This is a genomic window from Pseudomonas sp. O39 (assembly GCF_045447295.1).
In the GTDB taxonomy this organism is placed as follows: domain Bacteria; phylum Pseudomonadota; class Gammaproteobacteria; order Pseudomonadales; family Pseudomonadaceae; genus Aquipseudomonas; species Aquipseudomonas antarctica_A.
In genome coordinates, this window is sequence record NZ_JBJGXV010000017.1 from 73,149 (window position 1) to 96,059 (window position 22,911).

Genomic DNA, 22,911 nt, shown 5'->3' on the forward strand with positions numbered 1-22,911 from the left:
GAAGTCAACCCGCCAAATCATGCAGCCGACAATACTCATCCCAACTCAACCCCGCCATCTGCGCGACCTCCTTGTGCACTTCGAGGCGCTGGGCTTCGAAGGCTGCATGGGATTCGGCCGTCAGTTTGAGGGTCAGCTCCCAGGCAAACAGGTTCTGACGTTCCGCCTCGGCTTCGAACGCTTCATGCAGGCGTTCGGCGCGGTACTGCGCCAGGGTTTCGCCTTTGGCTTGCGCCGCCAAGGGGTTGAGGGTGTCCAGTTCTGCGGCCACCAGCGGGTGTTCGTTCAAGAAACGGTCCAGGGCGCGCTGGTGATTATCACCGGGTTCTGACAAGGGCTTACTCCTGATTAGGTGAGGTCACTAGATGGGGGCATGCCGCTGGTTTTGCAATCAGGTCGCGGGCAATCGTCTCAAAACGCACGCCTCAACATGCACGGTTCGGTCCGGTGGCGTCGGGGCGACGACCCTCCATTGGATACGGGCCGGATCGCTGGCGTGGGCGTCGGGAAAACTCGCTTCATTTGCGTTGATGGCGGCGCAGGAAAACCCCAGCAGCGCACAGGTCATAAGGGGCAGTATTCGTCGCATGGGCAGGCACCTGGATGTCGGGTAAGACACACGGAGCAAGGCCTGGGCTCGAGTCCGTTCGAGAGTAACCATTCAAAGCATGGGCTCACTCACCGTCGGCGACAAGCATCAAGGGCCGAAATTAATTCTGAATAATTGCGGGTGGCGCGGCAAAAACCTTTCGCTCTCGGTAGCTGGCCGTGTAGCGTTACACGAGAATTCCGGGCTGCCACTAGCGGCAGAAGGCGATGGGCGGAGGGGCGGGGCATGGTGCAAACGCTGTTCAAACTTTTCCTTACTCAACGCCTGGCGGCCTTGGCCAGTACCGAATCATTGCGCGCCATACGTGAAGGGCTGCTGTGGATTCTGCCGTGCCTGCTGGTGTCGGCCGGTTTCCTGATCCTGTCCGAATGCGCCAGGGTGCTGGGGTTCGATCCGCAGGTGGTGGGCTTTCTGTCTGGGCTGCACAACCAGATCAGCTCGGTCATTCCGCTGCTGGTGGCGGCCTCCATTGGTTACATGCTGGCGATCCAGCACCGCTTGCCACAATTGCCTGTCGCTTTTTTATGCCTGGCTCACGTGGTGGTCGCCACGTTTGTCTTGCGGGAATACCCCCGAGCGTCGGCCACCTTCGTATTGTTCATCGCCATCGCCTCGCCGCTGCTCAATGTGCCGGCGATAGCCTGGCTGCACCGTTTTCGTTGGACCCGCCTGGTCAACGAGGACCTGGTCGGCCATAACCTGCGGGGTGCCATCAATATGGTGGTGCCGGGCGCCATTACCGCGCTGTTATTGGTGGTGGTGTTGTCGTTGCTGCTACTGATTCCCTATGTGGCGCAACTTCAGGGGCCGCAGGTGCTCGATGCGCTGCAATCGCCTTATGGCAGCGGGTTGTTTGTGACCCTGATGAATTCGCTGCTGTGGTTTTTCGGCATTCACGGTGTGTATGCCATGCAGCCGCTGTTCGATGTATTGGATCAGGCCGTAGTGCTCAATGGCACCGCACTCGCGGCGGGTGAGCCGATCAAGTACCTGCTCAACAATGGCTTGCTGGGTTCTTTCGCGTTTATCGGCGGGTCTGGCGGGGCGTTGTGCCTGTTGTTGGCGATTCTGCTGTTCTCCAAAAGCAAGTCCATGCGTTTGCTGGCAATGGCCAGTTTGCCGCTGTCGTTATTCAATGTCAGCGAGGTCTTGCTGTTCGGCTTGCCGATCATCCTGAACCCGCGCTTGTTTATCCCGTTTCTGCTGGTGCCGGCGCTCAACACCATGGTGGCATTGACGGTGGTACACCTGGGTTGGGTGTCACCGGCGGTGGCCAGCGTGCCGTTTACTGCGCCGGTGTTGCTCAATGCCTACCTCAGCACGCACGGTGATGTAGCGGCCGTGGTGTTGCAGGTGCTGCTGCTGTGTCTGGGCACCCTGGTGTATGCGCCGTATGTACGCGCGATTCATCGTCAGGCCAGCGAAGGCGGCACGGTGTATCTCAAGTCGTTGGACATGACCTTCCGCGGCCTCGAGGAGAAGGGCCGCCTGCTGGAGTTGGACCCTGTGCTGGCGTCCCACCGGACCCTGGCCCGTCAGGCCGTCGAACTGAGCCGCATCCAGCAGATCAGCGACTACGAGTTCTATCTCGAATACCAGCCCCAGGTCTCCACACGCACCGGCCTGTGTACCGGCTGTGAGGCACTGATGCGCGCGCGCGACAGCAAGGGCACGGTGCACTCACCCTGGGAATTCCTGCAATGGCTCGCCCAGGCGCGGTTGATGCCGGATGTGGATGTGTGGGTGGCATCCCAGGCGGTGCGCCAGTACCAGAAGTGGAAGAAAAACGGTTTCGCCTTGCCCATGACCATCAACATATCGAGCTCCACCCTGACGGACGCCGCCTACGGCGAGCGCCTGGTGGAAATTCTCGCGCAGGCCCATGGGCAGGTGTCGGTGGAAATCACCGAAGACGCGTTGGTCGGTGATATCCAGGTGACTCGCCAAACCATCCAGAAACTGCAAGCGATCGGCGCCAAGGTGTATATCGATGACTTTGGTACCGGGTTTTCTGCGTTGAGTTATCTGCACCAGTTTCCGGTGGACTTCATCAAGATCGACCGCAGTTTTGTGGTCGCCCAGCGCGACCCCAAGGGGGCGCAGGTGCTGACCGGCATGCTGCGTTTCTGTGAGGCGCTCAAGCTCGGCGTGGTGGTGGAAGGCGTGGAGACCGCCGAGCAGTTGGCGTTCTTGAGCACCGGCCCCGAATTGTTTATCCAGGGCTGGTATTTCAGCAAGGCGCTGCCCGGCGATCAGTTGCAACGCTTTGTCCGCGAGCGCGCCTCAACTCAGGTTTAAACCGAGGCTGACGCGTATTCGCGTTGGGTCTGCTCGATCTCTTCGACCAGCCCGTCGATCCTTGCCAGGCGCTTGCGGTTGTCGTGGTCCCAGGGGTGAAAGCCCGGTTTGAAATAGTGCAGCCACGGCCGCAGCATGCGTGGGAAAACTCCCTTGGGGCCGTACAGAAACTTGAGCATGCGCCAGAAGCCCTTCAGGTGCCCACCGGCCTTGCGGTCGGCAATCAGCAGGCGCAGGTGGAAATCCAACACTACCAGCCAGAAAAACACGGTAACGGTCAGCATGGTGCCGGTGCGCAGCAGATAGCGCCCGGGCCCGGGCTTGATCACGGTGTTCCACACATCGAACGCGACGGCTTTGTGTTCAGTTTCTTCGAGGGCGTGCCAGTACCACATTTGCTGGTAGCCCTTGAGTGAGTCGCCAAAGCGCGTGGGATCGCTGAGCAGGATTTCCGCAAGCATCGCCGTGTAGTGTTCAAGGGCAATGGTCACCGCCAGATTGAAGGAGGCAGGCAGGTGTTTTTTTTGCAGGTCGAGGATGAATTTAAGCCGCCGGTCCAGGGTATCCGCCGGCAGACCTGCCGCTTGCAGCAGATCGTTGTAGGCCACGTGTTCGCGGCTGTGCATGGCTTCCTGCCCGATAAAACCCTGTATCTCTTTTTTCAGTTCCGGGTCGTCAATGCGCTGGCGGTAATGGCGCACGCTGTCCATGAAAAACAGCTCGCCCTGGGGAAACAGCAGCGACAACGCATTAAAGAAATGCGTGATGAACGGGCCTTGTTCGTGCCAGTCCTTGATGCGCCCGGCGGGCAAGGCAAAACGGATATCGCGACGGATGGGTAGCATGGTGCGTGCTCCTGTTCAGAGACGGGGTTCGTCGTTGGGTTCAAACACCGGCGTGCGCTGTTTGGGCGCCATGCGCTTGCTGGCGAACACCACCAGGGCTTGATAAGCCGCAGGCAGGCAGCGGGCGAGCAGGTCGAGGAAGTACGCGTCGCGACCGATCAGCACACGGCGTTTGTTCTTGCGTACGCCTTGCAGAATCACTTTGGCGGCGTGGTCGGCATCGGTGATGAACAGCTTTTCAAAGTCAGCGCGAGCCTGTTGCTCGCTGTGGATCAGAAAGCCGGTCATGTTCGCGTCGATGCGGCTGCTGCGGCAGATATCGGTGCGAATGCCGCCGGGGTGCACGCAGGTGGCGGACACGCCGCAACGTTGCAGGTCGAGCTCCTGGCGCAGGGACTCGGTAAAGCCGCGTACGGCAAACTTGGTCGCGTTGTAGCCGCTCATGCCCGGTTGGGCAAACAGGCCGAATACGCTGGAGGTGTTGACCACATGACCATCGCCGCTGGCTTTCAGGTACGGCAAAAACGCCTTGGTGCCGTGTACCACGCCCCAGAAGTTGATACCGACGATCCATTCAAGGTCGGCATAGTCCACACCTTCGACCGTGCTCGACAGCGCCACGCCGGCATTGTTGAAGATCAGGTTGACCTGGCCGTGGTCGCTCACGCAGCGTGCTGCCCAGGCTTCCATGGCCTGGCGGTCCGCCACATCCACTACATGAGTGGTGATCGTCACCGGCGACAGGGTCGAGGTTTTGATCAGCGCCAAGGTTTGATCCAGCCCTTGGCTGTTTTTATCCGCCAGGGCCAGGTGGCAACCTTCCCGTGCCAGCGCCAGGGCCAACGCGCGGCCCATGCCGGACGCTGCGCCGGTGATAGCCGCCACGCGGCCGTTGAATGACTTCATGACAGGCTTCCTTCAGCAGTGGCGTTTGGCGCTGTTATCACGTGGGGGATGGCGTGGGTCGGTGCCATTGCAACCACATAGTCCTTGAGCGCGAAATGCCGGGTGACTTGCTTGAAGCGCCAGGTCGAGCCGGGCCACAACGTGGTGTTCTTGCCGGTGCGCGGGTCGAGGTACCAGCTCTGGCAACCGCCGGTACTCCAGATGGTGCGTTTGAGTTTGTCCTGCAGTTGCCGGTTGTAGGCCTGCTCCACGTCGGGTTTGACGTCAACCGTGGCGATACGTTGGCGCTGCATGTGCTGGAGCGCATCAAGGATGTAGGTGACCTGGGCCTCGATCATCAGAATCATCGAGTTATGCCCAAGGCCGGTGTTGGGCCCGACGATCAGAAACAGGTTCGGATACCCCGGCACCGTGGTGCCTTTGTACGCATGGGCGCCGTCGCGCCATGCGTCCATCAGGTCAATGCCGTCGCGGCCGATGATACAGTCGCGGGGCAGGGGATCAGTGGCCTGGAAACCGGTGCCGAAAATCAGGCAGTCGGCCGGGTGTTTGTTGCCATCGGCCGTGATAACGCCGTCGGCTTCGATGCGCAGTATGTGGTCGGTTACCACCTCGACATTGCTGCGCGACAGCGCCGGGTAATAGTCATTGGAGATCAGCACGCGCTTGCAGCCGATGGTGTAGTCCGGCGTAAGTGTTTTGCGCAGGGAAGGGCGGGCCACTTGCTTATGCAGGTGCCGCAGGGCGATTTTCTGCACCATCTTCATCAGTTTTGGGTGCAGGGCAAAGCCTACGACGCGGCCTTCCAGTGCCCAGTAAAACGCGCCGCGTACCAAGCGCTGCGTGAACGGCAAGTGCTTGAAGGCCCAGCGCTCGATGCGCGAAATGTCCCGGTCGGGCTTGGGCATGATCCACGGCGGCGTGCGCTGGAACAGGTCCAGGTGCGCCACCTGCGGCGCGATCTGCGGTACGAACTGGATGGCACTCGCGCCGGTGCCGATCACGGCGACGCGTTTGCCCTTCAATGAATAGGCGTGGTCCCACTGCTGGGAATGGAAGCGCTTGCCCTTGAAGCTGTCCAGCCCCGGAATATCCGGCAGTGCCGGGCGCGACAAGCCGCCCATGCCCGACACCAGCACCCGCGCGCTGACCTGTCGGCCATTGTTGAAGCTCAGTTGCCAGCGTTGCTGTTGATCATCAAAGACCGCACGTTGCAGGCCCATGCCGAAGCGCAGATGAGGCGCCAGCTCGAAACGCCGTGCGCATTGCTCAAGGTACGCGCGGATCTCTGCCTGCGGGGCGAATTGCCGCGTCCAGTCCGGGTTCGGCGCAAACGAAAACGAATACACATGGGACTGCACGTCGCAGGCGCAACCCGGGTAATGGTTGTCGCGCCACGTGCCACCGAGGGTGTCGGCCTGCTCGGCGATGAAGAAGTCGGTGAACCCGGCTTCCTTGAGTTTGATCGCCATGCACAGGCCGGCGAAACCTGAACCGATAATGGCGATGTCGATTGAATCACTGTGGGCATTCATAGGCAGGCCTCATAGAGGGAGCGCTGGGCGGGCATCGGGTGTGCTCCTGTCTTTTTTGTTGTGTCTTTTAGATAGAACACCATTGCAAAGGAAAAATGAATTAATTATTTTAAAAAAGATTTTAAATAATCTACCTGAAAATATCGCCTACGCTAGGACCTTGTTCCGCATGTGCGACTTGTCCGACGGACGAGCACGGTATGCATGAAGTTTAGGTCCAGGGTGTGGACGATGGCTGAGGCCTTGATCAATAACGGTCGGGTCGCCAGCAGCAGGGAAGCAGAGGACCGAGCTATGGCTGTCGAATGGGTTGTCGCTGCGGGTGTGCTTGTGGCCGCAAGCGTTGTGTTGTGGGGTTTCAGTGCCTGGATGACGCGGCGCATTGAAGCGGCCGTTCCGATCAACGGGCGCTTCGTGGAGGTCGATGGCGAGCGCTTTCACTATGTAGAGGAAGGTAAGGGCCCACCGTTGGTGATGATTCACGGGCTGATGGGCAGTAGTCGCAATTTGACCTATGCCTTGTCCAGCCAGTTGCGTGACCGCTTTCGCGTCATCACGGTTGATCGTCCGGGATCGGGCTATTCCAGCCGCCACGCAGGCACCGCGGCAGATCTGCCGGCCCAGGCCCGACAAATCGCCGCCTTTATCAAGACGCTCGACCTGGATAAACCGCTGGTGCTGGGGCATTCCCTCGGCGGGGCGATATCCCTGGCGCTGGCGCTTGATCATCCCCATGCGGTGTCCGGGTTGATCCTGGTGGCGCCGCTGACCCATCCCCAGCGCATGTTGCCGCTGGTCTTTCTGTCGCTGGCGGTGCGCCCGGCGTGGTTGCGGCGCTGGATCTCGCACACGCTGACTTTGCCTGTCGGCCTGCTCACCCAAGGGTCGGTGGTGAAAGGTGTATTCGCCCCAGACGCCGCGCCGCCTGACTTCGCCACGCGCGGCGGCGGGCTGCTCGGTATGCGTCCTGACAACTTCTACGCAGCCTCCAGTGAGATCAACCTCGTCAATGACGACCTGCCGGACATGGTCAAGCGCTACCCGCAATTGACCCTGCCGATCGGGCTGATTTTTGGCGCGCGCGACAACGTGCTGGACTTCCAGAAGCACGGCCAAGCCTTGGCGAGCAAGGTGCCCGGGCTGAAATTGCAGGTGGTGGAGGGCCGTGGCCATATGCTGCCGATTACCGCCACAGAGCGCGTGGCGGCGCTGGTGGATCAGGTCGCCAAGCGGGCCACGCCAGTCCTGAGTGCCACGGTGCTGCGCCCTTCCTTTGCCTTGGCGAGCAAATGATTGTGCTACCCGACTCGCGGTTCAATGGCGTTAAAGCTTGCCCTAGACACCTGACCAAACGGCTGAAAAAGAGACTGCCCGGTCACGTGACGATGGGTCCAAGAAACTAGTTGACGACCTAACGATTCCGCGCTATTTATTTAAAAAAATTATTTCAATGTCTAATTTGAAACAGTTTTTGAAATGCCTAAGAGCGAATAAAATAATGAAAAAAACGCCTTTTATCGCATCGTTGAATTCTCGGAGCCGTCAGCGCTCCGTGCCGCTGTTGAGTGCCGCGAATCTTTCCCTGCCAAGCCGCTGCGTGCGGAGGCTGCCATGAATCAGACCCTGGCAACCCCACACGTCTGGACCGACGGCAAGCGCCACCTGTGGTGGCTCGGCATCCTGCCCCTGGCAACGCCGTTGCTGTCCGGCGCCCTGGCAATCACCACCGGTGTGCAGCAACTGTGGTGGGTCGGCGTACTGGTGATCTTCGGCTTGATCCCGTTGATCGACGGCCTGCTCGGTGAAGACGTCAGCAACCCACCCGAATCCGCCGTCAGCAACCTCGAATCTCAAAGCTATTACCGCTGGATCGTCTACACCGGTGTGCTGTTTGTTATCACTTCGGTGGTGATGACCGGCTGGCTGGCCGCCGGTGGTATTGAATGGATCATCAACGGCGGCCTGCTGCACGCCACCGCAACCCTTGACCCTGCAAGCGGCTTGGCAAAAACCGCGGCATTCATTACCGCGCGCACTGAGTTGCACGGCGAGGTCAGCTGGTTCACTTATTTGGGCATGGCGATGTCCACGGGGGCAGCCACTGGCATCGCGATCAACACCGCGCATGAGCTGGGGCACAAACCCAAGCCGCTGGAAGTGTTCCTGGCCAAGGTCACCCTCGCGCCGACGTTCTACGGGCACTTCTACACCGAACATAACCGTGGCCATCACGTACGCGTCGCGACACCGGAAGACCCGGCCAGCTCACGCCTGGGTGAGAGTTTCTGGGCTTTCCTGCCGCGTTCGGTGTGGTTCAGCGCCGTGTCGGCGTGGAACCTGGAGCGCGAGCGCTTGCGCAAACTCGGCCTGCCGGCCTTGCACTGGAAGAACGCCGTGCTCAGCGCCTGGATGTACAGCGTGGTGTTGTGGGGTGTGATGATTGTCTGGTTGGGGGCGGCCGTGATTCCGTTCCTGATTATCCAGGGGATCTACGGGTTTTCATTGCTGGAAGTGGTGAACTACGTCGAGCACTACGGGCTTCAACGCCAGAAGTTGCCCAACGGTCGTTATGAACGTTGTTCGCCGCGGCACTCGTGGAACAGCAACCGAATTGTCACCAATATCTTTCTGTTCCAACTTCAGCGGCATTCCGATCACCATGCCAACCCGACGCGTAGTTATCAGTCGTTGCGCCACTTCGATGAATCACCGCAACTGCCTTATGGGTACGCGAGCATGATTGTCTGGGCCTACGTGCCGTACTTGTGGCGGCGCCGCATGGACCATCGGGTACTCAATCATTATGCCGGGGATATTACCCTGACCAATCTTCAACCTTCCCAACGGTTGAAGTACCTGGAGAAGTACAGTCACAGTGCGACGCCATTCTAATGTGAAGTAACACAGGGGTTGTGTCACTCGGGATCTGTGTATCGCGCGGGTTTTCATCGCCCAGGTTTTACGGATTGAGTGGTCAGTAAGTTGTTTGACCCGACAACAATAATTTCAAGGGAAGGACGTACATTATGCAAAGCCCTGCCACGTTCACCGCGCATGTCGTATTGGCCGCCCTGGGCCTGATTGTTTACCAACAGGCCCAGGCGGCGCGTATCGAGCCGGCCGGCAGCGCCTTTACGGCACAAGGCCCCATCAGCTTTTCCAAAGGCGCGCTGATCAGCGCCGACTGCACCATCAAGGTGGCCGGCAAAGTCGCCGCCGATGGGGCATCGGTGAATGTCGATAAAGTTGAATTCGATGGCGGCCTCAAGTGCAGCCGTGTCGAGGCAATCAACTTGCCTTGGGTGTTAGTTGCCAAGGATACCAAGAGCGGCTCCATGTCGAAGATCAGTGTGGATGTTCACGCGTTTGGCCTGGGCGGCAAGTGTGGTCCGTCCACGGCCAACGGTACATGGGATAACGCCACCGGCAAGTTGGAAGCCGCCAATGTACCGATTGGCGAAGACTGCACGATCAAGACGGTGTCGATCAAGATGCCGCCCACCTTCAAAGTGGTCGAATAAAAGAATCCGAATACTACAGCGGTAATTGAATTGAAATTTGGCTGGAAAGGGACGTTCTGCAGTTTCACCGTGACTTCTCGTTCATGGCCATTACCCCTGGCGAAATGACTCGCCATAACATGTGAGGAAAAACAATGAAAAGCTTGAAAACTCTCGTGTCGTTGACTGCTCTGGCTGTTTGCATGGGCGCTGCTTCGATGGCCACTGCGGCTTCGATCAGCCCGGAAGGTCCTTTCACCACCACCGCAGGCTCCATCGTCGTGCAGTCACCGTCTTCATTCGGGGGCTCTGTGACCTGCGGCATTACCTTCAGCGGTAATGTCAGTGGCGGTGTTGCCACAATCAACAATGCTGCCCTGACCGGTGGCGGCCTGTGCTCGTTGCCAACCCTTAAAAGCATCCCGTCGCCAGGCTGGAAGCTGACCGCATTGTCGGGCGCTGCAGGCCAAGTGGAGAACGTGGGTTACACCATCAAAAAAACCATCGTACTTCCAGGCACTGACTGCGGCCCGTCCACCATCAGCGTGGCCTGGAACGCTGCGACTCACACGCTGACAGCCGCCAACCAGGCGCTGAGCGGCGGCTGCAACATTGTCTCGCTGACCACGACTGCCGCCGGCCTGACGGTTAACCCATAACGGGCGTGCATTGCAGAACGAAGGGTTGATCACCCGTTGAAAAACCGGTGCCTCGCAAGAGGTGCCGGCTGACGTGGAAAGCCGGCAATGCCGGGAGCGCATAATAATAAGGAGTGCCGCATGATCACTAAGAAACAACAGGCTCAAACACTGCTGGGGCTGGCATTACTGGGGGGGCTGATGACGACAGCGCCCGTGCAGGCGGGTGGTTTCTCCACGCCGACATACGGCGCCCCTGGGTGGGGGCGGGCGTTTGGCGGCGGTTCTCTGTTCAAGAACGACCCAAGTTCTGCTTACAACAACCCGGCGGCCATGGCATTTGTCGACCAGGCCGTGGTTCAACAGACCGTCGACTATGCGCGTGTGAAGATTAAATACAGCGGTCAGGCTTACGATTACGCCGGTAATCCAGTCTCCAATACCGCCGTGATGCCGGATGGCAGCTTTGATCCGAGCAGGGCAGTCGTCAACAACAATGACGGTGGCCAGGGCGGTTTCACCGCCTGGTTGCCGACCGGTTTTCTGGTCATCCCGATGGGTGACCGTTTTGCATTCGGCCTCAGCCAGGTCGTGCCACAAGGGATGCGCACCACCTGGAATGAAAACTCCAAGTTTCGCGACTTTGCCGTGGACACCAAAATCGAAACCGTCGGCCTGACGGGGTCGTTATCGTTCAAGGTGCGTGACGACTTCTCCATCGGTGGTGGCATGATCGTCCAGCGCAGCCAAGGCTTCGTCAGCCAGAACATCGATCTGTTTTCGGCTGCGTCGGTCTCTCCCGGTTTGGGCAATGGGGCGTTTCCGTCGGGCGTCGGCACCGCACTGATGCGCGTCAAGGTCGATAATGTCTCCGTTGGCTGGTTTACCGGCGTTGTCTGGAAACCGACTGACCAGGACTCGTTGGGCCTTAACTACCACGCCAAAATCAAAAACAAGATGACCGGTAAATACAACATCCGGGCTGATGCGCTGAACAACGGTTTGATGACCGACGACACCGTCTTCGGTACCGGCAAGACGCTGGTTGAAACGGCGTACCCTGGGCTGAAGTTGTACCCCAACGGCGCCAATGCCAGCACTCAGCTGGATATTCCGGCGACTGCCGCGATCGACTGGGTGCATCAGTTCAACGACCGTTGGACCTTGGGTCTCAGCGCCATGTGGACGCAATGGTCGTCCTTCAAGGACCTGACACTCAAGTCCGAGGGCTCGACGATCGTTGCCATTCCTTACAACTATCGGGATGCATGGATGTACTCCGTGGGTGGCGATTTCAGGGCCACGGATGAGCTGACCCTGCGGGCCGGTGTGGCGTATGACCAAACCCCGACGCGCGACTCGACGCGCGATCCACGTATCCCGGACGGCGACCGTTACTTTGCATCACTGGGTGCGGGTTACGATATCAAGGCCATACCGGGCTTGTCGCTGGACGCCGCGTATTCGCACCAGTTTGTTCAGAAGGTCAACATCAGAACCCAGAACGTTGATCGTCTTGGCGGCGGTCGTCTCGACGGTACGGCTGAGTCTTCAGGCGACATCGTCAGCTTGTCAGCCACCTACAAGTTCTAACACCACGACGGCACGAGCACCCAGCGCATCTTGGTGCTCGCGCCTGAAATTGCCTCAATTGCTGCTCAAGCAGGCTGACTCGTTCAGCCCTTTATTGTTGCGCGAACGCATTAAATAAAAATTTCAAAACAAAATTTGAATTTGTCTTTTCAAGTTTGTAGTGTGGCCTTACGCCGCAGTTCATTTTGATCTGCCTGCGCATTGGCCGTGCCCTGAATCAAGTAGAGGTATCCCCATGGTTATCTGGTTATTGGTGGGTCTCGCAGCAGCGATTGCCCTGGCGTATCGACAGGCCGCCGCAGCCCTTTGGTTGGGCGCTGGCCTGATCTGGCTGGCGCTTGGTTACCTGTTCAATGGGGTGGCGGGCCTGGGTATCACCGTCGCGGCGGTGTTGGTGGTATTACCGGCCTTGCTGCTGACGATCAAACCCCTGCGTCGCGCGCTGTTGACCAGCAAGGCCCTGGGCCTGTTTCGTACGATCATGCCGGCGATGTCCGACACCGAGCGCGCCGCCATCGAATCCGGCACCGTGTGGTGGGACGCCGAGCTGTTCAGCGGCAAACCCAACTGGGATCGGTTGCTCAAAGCCGCTCCGGCGAGCCTCAGTGCCGAAGAGCAGGCCTTCCTCGACAATGAGGTCGAGACGCTCTGCGACATTTCCAACGATTGGGAAACTACTCAGGTCTGGCAAGACATGTCCCCCGAAGGTTGGCAGTACACCAAAGACGCCGGGTTCCTCGGCATGATCATTCCCAAGCAGTACGGCGGCAAAGGTTTCTCCCACTATGCGCATTCGCAAGTGGTGATGAAGTTGTCGACACGTTGCTCGGCGGCGGCGATTTCGGTGATGGTGCCCAACTCCCTGGGCCCGGCAGAATTGCTGCTGCATTACGGCACCGATGCCCAGCGTAATTACTACTTGCCGCGCTTGGCGCGGGGTGAAGACATTCCGTGCTTTGCGCTGACCAGCCCGTATGCCGGCTCCGACGCCGGGGCGATTCCGGACCTGGGCATCGTCTGCAAAGGCGTGCACGAGGGTGAGGAAGTGCTCGGCTTCAAGGTGACCTGGGACAAGCGCTACATCACCCTTGGCCCAATCGCCACGGTGCTGGGCCTGGCGTTTCGCGCCGAAGACCCGCAGGGTTTACTCGGCAAGGCTGGCTCGCTGGGCATTACCTGCGCGCTGATACCGACGTCTCATCCCGGCGTGAACAGTGGTCGCCGTCACTGGCCGCTGAATGCCGTATTCCAGAACGGCCCTACAACCGGCAAGGATGTATTCATTCCCCTGGAGTGGGTCATCGGCGGCCGTGAGCAAGTCGGCAACGGCTGGCGCATGTTGATGGAATGCCTGGCTGCGGGGCGGGCGATTTCCTTGCCATCCGCCAACGTCGGCCTGGGCAAAGTGGCGGTACGCGGCACCACCGCCTATGCCGCGATGCGTAAACAATTCGGCCTGCCCATCGGCAAGTTCGAAGGCGTGCAGGCGCCGTTGGCGCGCATGGCCGGGCACTTGTATGCCTGCGATGCGGTGCGCAAGGTGTCGGTGGCGTCCCTGGATGCCGGTGAAAAGCCCTCGGTGATTTCCGCCATCGCCAAATACCACGTCACCGAGCGCGCGCGAATCATCGTCAACGACGGCATGGACATCGTCGCGGGCAAAGGCATCTGTATGGGGCCCAATAACTTCCTGGCCCGCGCCTACCAGCAAAGCCCGATTGCCATCACGGTAGAAGGCGCGAACATCATGACCCGTTGCCTGATTATCTTTGGCCAGGGGCTGATTCGTTGCCATCCCTATGTGTTCCGCGAGATGGAAGCGGCGCGCAACCCGGATCGGCGCAAGGCGCTGGAAGCCTTCGACAGCGCGATGTTCGGCCATCTGAGTTTTGTGCTGGCCAATACCGTGCGCGCCGCCGTGCATTCGCTGACGGGCGGGCGGCTGATTTCTGTTCCGGCCAAGACCGAGCCGGCGCTGGCGTCCTACTACCGCCAGGCCAATCGGCTGTCGGTGGTGCTGGCGTTGATCTCGGATATTTCCATGGGCGTGCTGGGCGGCGCCCTCAAGCGCAAGGAAAGCATCACCGGGCGCCTGGGCGATATTCTGTCGCAGCTCTACATCCTCTCTTGCGTGCTCAAGCGCTTTGAAGATGACGGACGGCCCCAGGCGGACCTGCCGCTGGTGCACTGGTCGGCCCAGGACGCGTTATTGCGCGCCCATGAAGCCCTGGCCGAAGTGCTCGATAATTACCCTTCGAAAGCCGCTGCGCGAGTGGTGCGTGGCTTGAGTTTCCCGTTCGGTATTGCCCTGCGTAAACCGTCGGACCGCTTGCTGGCCCAGGTGGCCGAGGTGGTGCAAACCCCGGGCGAAACCCGCGACCGCTTGCTGGCCAATTCCTACATTCCGCGTCCGGAAATCGACAAGCTGGCTTATGGCGAATTGGGCTTCCGTCTGTTGCCGCAGGTGGAATTGATCGACGCCCGGCTCAAGTCTGCGGTCAAGCAAGGCTTGATCGAGCCCATGCCGATCTCCGCCACGGCCTTTACCGGTTGGCGCGTCAAGGCGCGGGCGCTGGACCTGATCAGCGATGACGAAGACCGCCTGCTGGGGCGCTATGTGGAATATGCCGACCACGGTATTCAGGTCGACGACTTCCCGCAGGATTTCGGTTTGCTGGAGGCCTTGCAGCGGCGTCAGCAAGCGTTGGAGCCCGTGGCCAAGCGCCGCAGCAGCCAAAGCGAAAACGCCTCGGTCAACTAGGGAAAACGCGCTCAGTGTGGGAGCGGGCTTGCCCGCGATAGCGGTCTGCCTGACACACCGCCATCGCAGGCAAGCCAGCTCCCACATTTGATCGGGTTTACATGGCAACGCAGCGTTGTAAGTGGATCTATCTATGAGTGACAGCTACCTATCCTTCGTCAATTCCCCCTGGGGCCGCCGCCTGGCCCAGGCCATCGGCCTGCCGCAACCCTTGCCGTTGCAACGTCACCGCAGTGGCCAACACGGCCTGGTCAACCCGGTGATTGTCGCCGGGGCAGGGCGGCTTTGCGCGCGGGTACACGCGATTTTCGCCGCCACGGACACGGTCGCCGCCACCCCGGCGACGCCCAAGGCGCCGTCCACCGTCAAGGTGCAGGGCGCCGTGTTCGACGCCAGTGGCGTGCTCGATTTGCAGCAGCTCGACGAGCTTTACGTGTTCTTCCACGCCAATGCCAAACGCCTTGGCCACCACGGCCGCGTGGTGGTGCTCGGCACGGCGCCGGAACATTGCCAGGACTTGCCCCAGGCCATCGCCCAACGTGCCCTCGAAGGCCTGGTACGTTCGTTGGCCAAGGAGCTGCGCCGGGCAATTACCGTGCAATTGATTTATGTGGCGCCGGGTGCCGAAGACGCGCTGGACAGCAGCCTGCGGTTCTTCCTGTCGCGCCGTTCGGCCTATGTGTCGGGGCAAGTGGTGCGCCTGGAAACGCCGGTGGACGGCAACGTTGCCGTCAACTGGGACAAACCCTTCGCGGGTCGGCGCGCCCTGGTAACCGGCGCTTCCCGTGGCATCGGTTTGGCGATCGCCCAGGTGCTGGCCCGCGATGGCGCCCACGTGGTCTGCGTGGATGTGCCCCAGGCCCAGGACGCGCTGCTGCAAGCCGCCAGCAGTGTGAACGGCTCAGCCTTGCCGCTGGACATCACCGCAGCGGATGCGGCCTCGCTGTTGCAGGCGCATGTCAGCCAATACGGTGCCTTTGACGTGGTGGTCCATAACGCCGGCATCACGCGCGACAAGACCATCGCCAAGATGACCGAAGCCGCCTGGCGCAGTGTGCTGGCGGTCAACCTCGAAGCGCCGTTGCAGTTGAGCACGGCATTGCTCAGCGGCCAGGGGCTGAACCCCGGTGGGCGGATTGTGTGTGTGTCGTCGATTTCCGGCATCGCCGGCAACCTGGGGCAAAGCAACTACGCCACCTCCAAGGCCGGGGTGATTGGCCTGGTGCAGAGCCTTGCACCGCTGGCGGCGGCGCAGCAGGTCACGGTGAATGCGGTGGCGCCCGGGTTTATCGAAACCCAGATGACCGCAAAAATCCCGCTGATGATTCGCGAGGCGGGGCGGCGCATGAACTCACTGTCCCAGGGCGGACAGCCCATCGACGTGGCCGAGACCATCGCCTGGCTGGCGCACCCTGCATCCGGCGGGGTTAACGGCCAAGTCGTACGCGTGTGCGGCCAAAGCCTGCTGGGAGCCTGAGGAATGGACTACGTGACGCAGATTATCGACCCGCCGCCGTCGCGCACTCAGTTGTTGCTGGACGGCGTGCGCGCGCTGCGTAAACCCAAGCTCGACGGTGCGCCACCCTTGCCCACGGCGCTTCTGGTGCGCTCGGCGGCGCAGCTGTCGGCCAGCGGCATTGCCGCGTATGGCCGCGTATGGCCGCGCGTGTGGTTTCCGGCGCGAGCAGGGCGTGCCGCTGTCCTATCCACACGTGCTGGCGTTCCCATTGCACCTGATGCTGCTGACTCGGCCCAGCTTCCCATACCCGGCCAGCGGCATGGTGCATCTGGCTAATCGTATTCGTCAGCACCAACGCTTGCAGGAAGGTCAGGCCTTGCGCCTTGAGGTGTTTTGCGAGCGCTGGGTGGCGCATCCCAAGGGCCAGGCGCTGAGCATTGCCACCCGGGCTTACGGCGCGGACAGGCTGGTGTGGGAGAGCGACAGCCTGTACTTGCGCCGTGACGTGAATAACCCGGTGGGCGAACCGTGGGACGACGTGCTGGCATTGCAGGAAGAGGGCCTGTTACGCACCCAGCGCTGGGTGTTGCCTGCCGATCTGGGCCGACGATTTGCCAAGGTTTCGGGAGACTTCAACCCGATTCATACCTCGCTGATCGGCGCCAGAATCTTTGGCTTTCGCCGTGCCATCGCTCATGGCATGTGGACCCTGGGCCGCGCGTTGGCCGCCCAGCAACCGCCGGGCGGCCTGGATCAGGCGCAAGCCCATTGTGACTTCAAGTTGCCCATCTTCCTGCCCGGTCAGGTCGCCCTGTGGAACCGCCCTGTAACCGGCCCACGGCGTGAGTTCGAAGTGCGCAATGTCGCGGGCGACAAACCCCATATGCGTGGGCTTTTTATTTGGCAGCCCAATTTTGAAGAGCGCCATCAATGAATGACTACAGCTTCAACCCGGCCCCGACCCGCCGCGTGGCGATCATCGGTGGCAACCGTATCCCCTTTGCCCGCTCGAACACCGTGTATGCCCACGACAGCAATCAGGACTTGCTGGTCGCCGCCTTGCAAGGCCTGGTGGACCGCTACAACCTGCACGGCCAGCGCCTGGGCGAGTTTGCCGCTGGCGCGGTGATCAAGCACTCGCGGGACTTCAACCTGGCGCGTGAATCGCTGCTCTCCACTACGCTGTCACCCGAAACACCCGCGTACGACGTGCAGCAAGCCTGCGGCACCGGCCTGGAAGCTGCCTTGCTGGTGGCGAATAAAATCGCCCTGGGCCAGATCGAAGTGGGCATTGCCGGTGGGGCCGACACCACCTCCGACGCGCCCATCGGCATCAACGAAGCCTTGCGCCACACCTTGCTGGCGGCCAATCGGGCCAAGGGTATGGGCGACAAGTTGAAGGCGTTACTGAAGGTGCGTCCGTCGATGTTTTTCAAGCCGTTGCTGCCGCGCAATGGCGAACCGCGCACCGGCCTGTCCATGGGCGAACACTGTGAAGCAATGGCCAAGCGCTGGCAGATCAAACGCCTGGCCCAGGATGAGCTGACCCTGACCAGTCACCAGCGCCTGGAGGCTGCCTACCAACGCGGCTTTTTCGATGACCTGATCAGCCCTCATCGCGGCCTGACTCGCGACAACAACCTGCGCGCCGATGCCAGCCTGGAAAAACTCACGGGCCTGGCTCCTGCCTACGACCGCCAAAATGGCACCCTCACGGCAGGCAACTCCACGCCGTTGACCGATGGCGCGTCGGTGGTGCTGTTGGCCAGTGAAGCCTGGGCCGCTGAACAGGGCTTACCGGTGCTGGCCTACCTGCGCACCGGCGAGACGGCAGCGGTGAATTTTGTCGACGGTACCGAAGGCCTGTTAATGGCGCCGGCCTATGCGGTACCACGCATGCTCAAGCGCGAAGGCCTGAGCGTTGCCGACTTTGATTTCTTCGAGATCCACGAAGCCTTTGCCGCCCAGGTACTGTGCACCCTCAAGGCTTGGGAGGACGCCGATTATTGCCGCGAGCGACTCGGCTTGGATGCCCCGCTGGGCGCTATCGAACGCAGCAAGATGAACGTCAACGGCGGCTCCCTCGGCTGTGGTCACCCGTTCGCCGCAACCGGTGGGCGACAACTGGCGGCACTGGCCAAGACCATTCACGAAAACGGCGGCGGACGCGGCTTGATTTCGATCTGTGCGGCGGGCGGGCTGGGCATCACCGCCATCGTCGAAAAGTAGCGCTATCAAAAACAACAACAAGGAGACTGCCATGAACGCTGTAAGCCTGGAACGCACTGAACGGATCTGGTTGAACGCTTACCTGCCCGGCGTCCCGGCGGACATTGAGGCCGGTATCGAGGCCTACCCGTCGTTGCGCGAAGTGTTCCTGGAACACCTGGAGAAATTTCGCGAGCGGGTTGCCTACGTCAGCATCGGTACCGAAATGACTTATGCCGACTGGCAAGTGCAAGGCATTGCGTTTGCCGCGTGGCTGCAGGGCCAGGGCGTGAAAAAGGGCGACCGCGTGGCGCTGATGATGCCCAACTGCTTGCAGTACCCGATTTGCCTGCTGGGCACGATCCTGGCCGGTGCGGTGGTGGTGAACGTTAACCCGCTGTACACCTCCCATGAGCTCAAGCATCTGCTCAAGGACAGCGGCGCTGAAACCGTGGTGATCTTCGAAAATTTCGCCCACACCCTCGAAAAGGTGGTGGCCGGCAGCAAGGTCAAGCGCGTGGTGGTGGCGGCCATCGGCGATTTGCTGGGCACCTTCAAGGGGGCAGCGATGAACTTCATCCTGCGCCGTGTGCAAAAGCAGGTGCCCGTCTTTAATCTGCCAGGCTCGGTACGCTTCAACCAGGCGCTGAAACAGGGGCGGGCGCAGCATCACTTTCCGGTCGCCATGGGCCTCGATGAGCTGGCCTTTTTGCAATACACCGGCGGCACCACGGGGGACGCCAAGGGCGTGATGCTCAGCCACCGCAATATCATCGCCAACCTGCTGCAAGCCAAGGCCTGGGTCGGTGATCAGCTCGATCAGCACAAACAGGAAACCAACGTCACCTTGCTGCCGCTGTACCACATCTTTTCGCTCACGGTGAACTGCCTGATGTTCATGTGCCTGGGCGGGCGCAACATCTTGATCGCCAACCCTCGGGACGTGAAGCGGGTGCAGATGATCCTGCGCAAGGAGCGCTTCAATGGGATTGCCGGGGTCAACACGCTGTTTAACGGCTTGCTGGAGAACAAGGCATTCTGCGCGCGGGACTTCTCGGATTTGCGCATGGTGATTGCTGGCGGCATGGCCACGCACACGGCGGTGGCCAAGCGTTGGAAGGAAGTCACCGGGCTGCCGATCGTCGAGGGTTATGGGCTGACCGAGTGCTCGCCGGTGGTGAGCATCAGCCCCATCGACATTTCACGCATGCGCGAGATGGAGTTCACCGGCAGCATCGGCGTGCCGTTGCCGTCGACCTGGGTGCGCTTTATTCGTGAAGATGGCGAGCTGGCCGACATCGGTGAGCAGGGCGAACTGCAAGTGCGCGGCCCGCAGGTGATGCAGGGCTACTGGAAACGCCCGAAGGAAACCGCCGAGGTGCTGGATGCCGAAGGGTGGTTGTCGACCGGTGATATCGGCGTGATGGACGAGCGTGGCTATATTCGCCTGGTCGACCGCAAAAAAGACATGATCCTGGTCTCGGGTTTCAACGTGTACCCCAATGAAATCGAAGACGTGGTGGCGCTGCACCCAGGCGTGGGCGAGGTGGCGGCAATCGGTGTTGAGGATGCTGTGACAGGGGAGAAGGTGAAGATCATTGTGGTGCGCAAAGACCCGAACCTTACTCAGGAACAGATACTTGCCCATTGCCGGGAATACCTGACGGGGTACAAGGTGCCGCGGTATGTGGAGTTTCGCAGCAACGAGTTGCCCAAGACGACCGTCGGCAAAGTATTGCGCCGGGCGTTGCGCTGATTGGAAAGCGTTGATGATCTAAATGTGGGAGCTGGCTTGCCTGCGATGCCGGCAACTCGGTACATCAGGCATACCCAATTGATGCCATCGCAGCGGTTCGGCGGTCCGACAAGCCAGCTCCCACATTGACCGAGTACAGCCTGAAGAGTCGCATACCCTCTGCCTGATGTACTGAGTTCAAAATGTGATTAACAGGGCCTGTCAGATAAAAATCAAAAGCAGAGCACGGCGGCCTGGTAGACGACCTGAGTGGTTGAAGCAAAAGCAGGGCAGAAGCAGGGCAACACCACTTCTACCTGAGGAAATGAGTTCCAAATGTGGGAGCGGCGGTGCGACGATTCGACTTGCTCGCGAATGCGGTAGGGTCAGTTACAAATAAGCTGCCTTACCCACCGCATTCGCGAGCAAGCCCGCTCCCACAATTTTGACCGAGTTTAGCTGCCAGCACCGCAGTGCTCTGCTTTTCTGTGGGAGCTGTTCAGCGCTCGGGATTCAGGGTTTCCAGGCCGCCGGATTCACCAGGTTTTTCGGCCGTTCACCCGACAATGCCGCCAGCAGATTATCCACCGCACAGCGTGCCATCGCTTCCCGCGTTTCGTGGGTCGCCGAACCGATATGCGGCGTGGCCACCACGTTATTCAAGCGCAACAACGGCGAGTCGTGATTCAGCGGCTCACGCTCAAACACATCCAGCCCCGCCGCCCGAATCGTGCGTTGCTGCAGTGCCTCGACCAGCGCGGCTTCATCGACGACTTTGCCCCGAGAAATATTGATAAAAATCGTCTCGGGGCCCATCTGTGCAAATTCCTCAGCGCCAATCAATTTCTCGGTTTCAGCCGTGAGCGGCAGTGTCAGGCAGACAAAGTCGGCCTCCTTGAGCAACGCCACCAGGCTGCGATACTGCGCGCCGAAGCGCTCTTCTACCAGCGGCTTGGGCGAGTGGCTGTGGTAGATCACCGGCATGCCGAAACCGAAATGCCCGCGTTGGGCCAGGGCTTCACCGATGCGGCCCATGCCGATAATGCCCAGGGTCTTGCCGTGCACGTCGCTGCCGAAATGCGAGGGGCCGATGTTCTTGTTCCATTGGCCGGCGCGCACCATATCGGCGAGTTCGACCACGCGGCGGGCAGTGGCCAGGATCAGCGCAAAGCCGGTGTCCGCCGTGGTTTCGGTGAGTACGTCCGGGGTGTTGCTGAGCAGAATGCCTCGTTGGGTCAGGTAGTCGATGTCGTAGTTGTCGACACCGACCGAGACGCTGGCCACCGCTTCCAGTTTGGGCGCCAGATCGAGCAGCGTGGCGTCCAGGCGCAGGCTGGCACCCAGCAGGCCGTGGGCGCTGGGCAGGGCGTCACGCAGTTTGGCCAGGCCGGGTTCGTCCAGCGCGTCGATCAACGTGACGTCGGCGTGCTCGTGCAGGCGGGCCATCAATGGCGCCGAGAGTTTTTTGTATAAAACGACAGATTTCTTCATCGGGTTTTAACCTTCAAATCAAAAGTAGGCGACGGCGCGCGTTTACGGTCGCTGGCGCCGGGCTTGAGGAAAATCGTCAGCACCACCGCGAACATCAATGCGCCGCTCATCAGCAGGTAGGAGGCGCCGGGCGAACCGGTGCTGCTATTGAGGTAACCCACCAGGTACGAACCACCGAACGAGCCGAGCGCGCCCATGCTGTTGATCAGCGCCATGGCGCCACCGGCAACGTTGGCCGGCAGGATCTCCGGGACAATGGCGAAGAACGGGCCATAAGGCGCATACATGCAGGCCCCGGCGATCACCAACAGGGTGTAGGACCACCAGAAGTGCTCGGCGCCCAGGGCGTAGGACGCGTAGAAAGCGATGGACGCAATCAGCAACGGCGGCCACACAAAACGTTTACGTTTTTGCAGCTTGTCCGAGCCCCAGGACACCGCGAGCATACCGATGACGGCTGCCAGGTAAGGCAGCGCGGACAGCCAGCCCGCTTCGACCATGTCCATCTGCAAACCGGCCTTGAGAATCGATGGCAGCCACAGCACAAAGCCGTACACGCCGATGCTCCAGCAGAAAAACTGCAGGGCCAGGATGATCACCTTGGGCGAGCGAAAGGCTTCGGCGTAGTTTTTCACCGCCTTGATGCCGACTTGCTCGGCAGCCAGGGCCGTTTCCAAGTCCTGCTTTTGTGCGTCGCTCAGCCACTTGGCATCCTTGGGCCGTTCGTCAGCCAGGCGCCACCAGATAAACGCCCAGATCACCGCCGGCAGGCCTTCAACGATAAACATCCAGCGCCAACTGAAATGCTGCACCAGATAGCCCGACACCACCGACATCCAAAGCATGGTCACCGGGTTGCCGAGGATCAGGAACGTGTTGGCCCGCGAGCGTTCGGCACGGGTAAACCAGTGACACAGGTAGACCAGCATCGCCGGCATCACCGCCGCTTCCACCACCCCAAGCATGAAGCGAATCGCGATCAACATATAGGCGTTGGACACCACGCCGGTCAGGGTGGCCAGGCCGCCCCACAGGATCAGGCTGACGAAAATCAGCTTTTTAACGCTGCGTTTCTGCGCGTAGATAGCCCCCGGTACCTGGAAAAAAAAGTAGCCGAGAAAGAACAGCGCCCCCAGCAGCGACGACATGCCGGGGGTGATCATCAAGTCTTCGGCCATTCCGGAGGCGGCGGCGAAGCCGTAGTTGGCGCGGTCCAGGTACGCCAGGCTGTAGGTGATAAAGACGATGGGCATGATGTACCACCAGCGGCGGGTGGCGAGTTTCAAGGTGTCCATGGGGTTGCTCCTGAGCTTGTTGTAGTTGTGGCAACAG

16 protein-coding genes and 1 pseudogene are annotated in these 22,911 nt (G+C 60.5%); 11 read left to right on the top strand and 6 right to left on the bottom strand.

Annotated features, from left to right (window positions below; all coding sequences use genetic code 11):
* Positions 1-4: 4 nt before the first annotated feature.
* Entirely contained in the window at positions 5-334 is a 330-nt protein-coding gene (locus ACI77D_RS20455) for a DUF6388 family protein (RefSeq protein WP_221294566.1), read from the bottom strand.
* A gap of 501 nt (positions 335-835) precedes the next feature.
* On the opposite strand from ACI77D_RS20455, the gene ACI77D_RS20460 reads away from it, so the two are divergent.
* The gene (locus ACI77D_RS20460) at positions 836-2,908 is read left to right on the top strand and encodes an EAL domain-containing protein (RefSeq protein ID WP_064452128.1); all 2,073 of its coding nucleotides are present in this window, start codon (positions 836-838) and stop codon (positions 2,906-2,908) included.
* Here ACI77D_RS20460 and ACI77D_RS20465 read toward each other — a convergent pair.
* The 3 genes from ACI77D_RS20465 to ACI77D_RS20475 are packed head-to-tail and all read right to left on the bottom strand — an operon-like array spanning position 2,905 to position 6,194.
* The gene (locus tag ACI77D_RS20465; RefSeq protein ID WP_221294568.1) at positions 2,905-3,753 is read right to left on the bottom strand and encodes a metal-dependent hydrolase; all 849 of its coding nucleotides are present in this window, start codon (positions 3,751-3,753) and stop codon (positions 2,905-2,907) included. The genes ACI77D_RS20460 and ACI77D_RS20465 overlap by 4 nt on opposite strands.
* A 15-nt stretch (positions 3,754-3,768) precedes the next feature.
* Positions 3,769-4,659, bottom strand: a complete 891-nt coding sequence (locus tag ACI77D_RS20470; protein ID WP_221294569.1) for an SDR family oxidoreductase — start codon at positions 4,657-4,659, stop codon at positions 3,769-3,771.
* On the bottom strand, positions 4,656-6,194 hold the full coding sequence (locus ACI77D_RS20475) for a flavin-containing monooxygenase (RefSeq protein WP_407017367.1): 1,539 nt from the start codon (positions 6,192-6,194) through the stop codon (positions 4,656-4,658). Before ACI77D_RS20475 ends, ACI77D_RS20470 begins: the two co-directional genes overlap by 4 nt.
* A gap of 294 nt (positions 6,195-6,488) precedes the next feature.
* Here ACI77D_RS20475 and ACI77D_RS20480 point away from each other — a divergent pair, with 294 nt between their 5' ends.
* The 10 genes and pseudogenes from ACI77D_RS20480 to ACI77D_RS20525 all read left to right on the top strand — a co-directional run bounded on the left by ACI77D_RS20480 (position 6,489) and on the right by ACI77D_RS20525 (position 20,109).
* The gene (locus ACI77D_RS20480) at positions 6,489-7,487 is read left to right on the top strand and encodes an alpha/beta fold hydrolase (protein ID WP_407017368.1); all 999 of its coding nucleotides are present in this window, start codon (positions 6,489-6,491) and stop codon (positions 7,485-7,487) included.
* Positions 7,488-7,805: 318 nt separating this feature from the next.
* Complete coding sequence (locus ACI77D_RS20485; RefSeq protein ID WP_262667733.1) at positions 7,806-9,086, top strand: alkane 1-monooxygenase; 1,281 nt, start codon at positions 7,806-7,808, stop codon at positions 9,084-9,086.
* Positions 9,087-9,220: 134 nt separating this feature from the next.
* Entirely contained in the window at positions 9,221-9,715 is a 495-nt protein-coding gene (gene praA, locus ACI77D_RS20490; protein ID WP_064452134.1) for an alkane oxidation protein activator PraA, read from the top strand.
* 134 nt (positions 9,716-9,849) lie between these two features.
* Complete coding sequence (gene praB, locus ACI77D_RS20495) at positions 9,850-10,353, top strand: alkane oxidation protein activator PraB (RefSeq protein WP_064452135.1); 504 nt, start codon at positions 9,850-9,852, stop codon at positions 10,351-10,353.
* 120 nt (positions 10,354-10,473) lie between these two features.
* Positions 10,474-11,925, top strand: coding sequence for an outer membrane protein transport protein (locus ACI77D_RS20500; protein WP_407017369.1), 1,452 nt, complete (start codon positions 10,474-10,476; stop codon positions 11,923-11,925).
* A 235-nt stretch (positions 11,926-12,160) separates the two neighbouring features.
* On the top strand, positions 12,161-14,686 hold the full coding sequence (locus ACI77D_RS20505) for an acyl-CoA dehydrogenase (RefSeq protein ID WP_407017370.1): 2,526 nt from the start codon (positions 12,161-12,163) through the stop codon (positions 14,684-14,686).
* Positions 14,687-14,819: 133 nt separating this feature from the next.
* On the top strand, positions 14,820-16,163 hold the full coding sequence (locus ACI77D_RS20510; protein WP_407017371.1) for a 3-oxoacyl-ACP reductase: 1,344 nt from the start codon (positions 14,820-14,822) through the stop codon (positions 16,161-16,163).
* A 3-nt stretch (positions 16,164-16,166) separates the two neighbouring features.
* Positions 16,167-17,079, top strand: a pseudogene (locus ACI77D_RS20515) (MaoC/PaaZ C-terminal domain-containing protein).
* Positions 17,076-18,374 carry an acetyl-CoA C-acetyltransferase gene (locus ACI77D_RS20520; RefSeq protein ID WP_407017372.1) on the top strand — a complete coding sequence of 433 codons (1,299 nt, stop codon included), beginning with the start codon at positions 17,076-17,078 and terminating at the stop codon, positions 18,372-18,374. The pseudogene ACI77D_RS20515 and the gene ACI77D_RS20520 overlap by 4 nt, the downstream one beginning before the upstream one ends.
* A 31-nt stretch (positions 18,375-18,405) precedes the next feature.
* A complete protein-coding gene (locus tag ACI77D_RS20525; RefSeq protein ID WP_262667742.1) occupies positions 18,406-20,109 on the top strand; it encodes an AMP-binding protein in 1,704 nt (567 codons plus the stop codon).
* A 492-nt stretch (positions 20,110-20,601) separates the two neighbouring features.
* Here ACI77D_RS20525 and ACI77D_RS20530 read toward each other — a convergent pair whose 3' ends face one another.
* Positions 20,602-21,579, bottom strand: coding sequence for an NAD(P)-dependent oxidoreductase (locus tag ACI77D_RS20530; protein WP_064452142.1), 978 nt, complete (start codon positions 21,577-21,579; stop codon positions 20,602-20,604).
* Positions 21,576-22,874 carry an MFS transporter gene (locus ACI77D_RS20535; RefSeq protein ID WP_064452143.1) on the bottom strand — a complete coding sequence of 433 codons (1,299 nt, stop codon included), beginning with the start codon at positions 22,872-22,874 and terminating at the stop codon, positions 21,576-21,578. Before ACI77D_RS20535 ends, ACI77D_RS20530 begins: the two co-directional genes overlap by 4 nt.
* Positions 22,875-22,911: the final 37 nt, after the last annotated feature.

Bases quoted from the DNA above. Each gene is read 5' to 3' on its own strand.
- ACI77D_RS20475 (WP_407017367.1), bottom strand. From the start codon at position 6,194: ATGAATGCCCACAGTGATTCAATCGACATCGCCATTATCGGTTCAGGT.
- ACI77D_RS20535 (WP_064452143.1), bottom strand. From the start codon at position 22,874: ATGGACACCTTGAAACTCGCCACCCGCCGCTGGTGGTACATCATGCCC.
- praA (WP_064452134.1), top strand. From the start codon at position 9,221: ATGCAAAGCCCTGCCACGTTCACCGCGCATGTCGTATTGGCCGCCCTG.
- ACI77D_RS20470 (WP_221294569.1), bottom strand. From the start codon at position 4,659: ATGAAGTCATTCAACGGCCGCGTGGCGGCTATCACCGGCGCAGCGTCC.
- praB (WP_064452135.1), top strand. From the start codon at position 9,850: ATGAAAAGCTTGAAAACTCTCGTGTCGTTGACTGCTCTGGCTGTTTGC.
- ACI77D_RS20460 (WP_064452128.1), top strand. From the start codon at position 836: ATGGTGCAAACGCTGTTCAAACTTTTCCTTACTCAACGCCTGGCGGCC.
- ACI77D_RS20520 (WP_407017372.1), top strand. From the start codon at position 17,076: ATGAATGACTACAGCTTCAACCCGGCCCCGACCCGCCGCGTGGCGATC.
- ACI77D_RS20505 (WP_407017370.1), top strand. From the start codon at position 12,161: ATGGTTATCTGGTTATTGGTGGGTCTCGCAGCAGCGATTGCCCTGGCG.
- ACI77D_RS20510 (WP_407017371.1), top strand. From the start codon at position 14,820: ATGAGTGACAGCTACCTATCCTTCGTCAATTCCCCCTGGGGCCGCCGC.
- ACI77D_RS20530 (WP_064452142.1), bottom strand. From the start codon at position 21,579: ATGAAGAAATCTGTCGTTTTATACAAAAAACTCTCGGCGCCATTGATG.
- ACI77D_RS20465 (WP_221294568.1), bottom strand. From the start codon at position 3,753: ATGCTACCCATCCGTCGCGATATCCGTTTTGCCTTGCCCGCCGGGCGC.
- ACI77D_RS20480 (WP_407017368.1), top strand. From the start codon at position 6,489: ATGGCTGTCGAATGGGTTGTCGCTGCGGGTGTGCTTGTGGCCGCAAGC.
- ACI77D_RS20485 (WP_262667733.1), top strand. From the start codon at position 7,806: ATGAATCAGACCCTGGCAACCCCACACGTCTGGACCGACGGCAAGCGC.
- ACI77D_RS20525 (WP_262667742.1), top strand. From the start codon at position 18,406: ATGAACGCTGTAAGCCTGGAACGCACTGAACGGATCTGGTTGAACGCT.
- ACI77D_RS20500 (WP_407017369.1), top strand. From the start codon at position 10,474: ATGATCACTAAGAAACAACAGGCTCAAACACTGCTGGGGCTGGCATTA.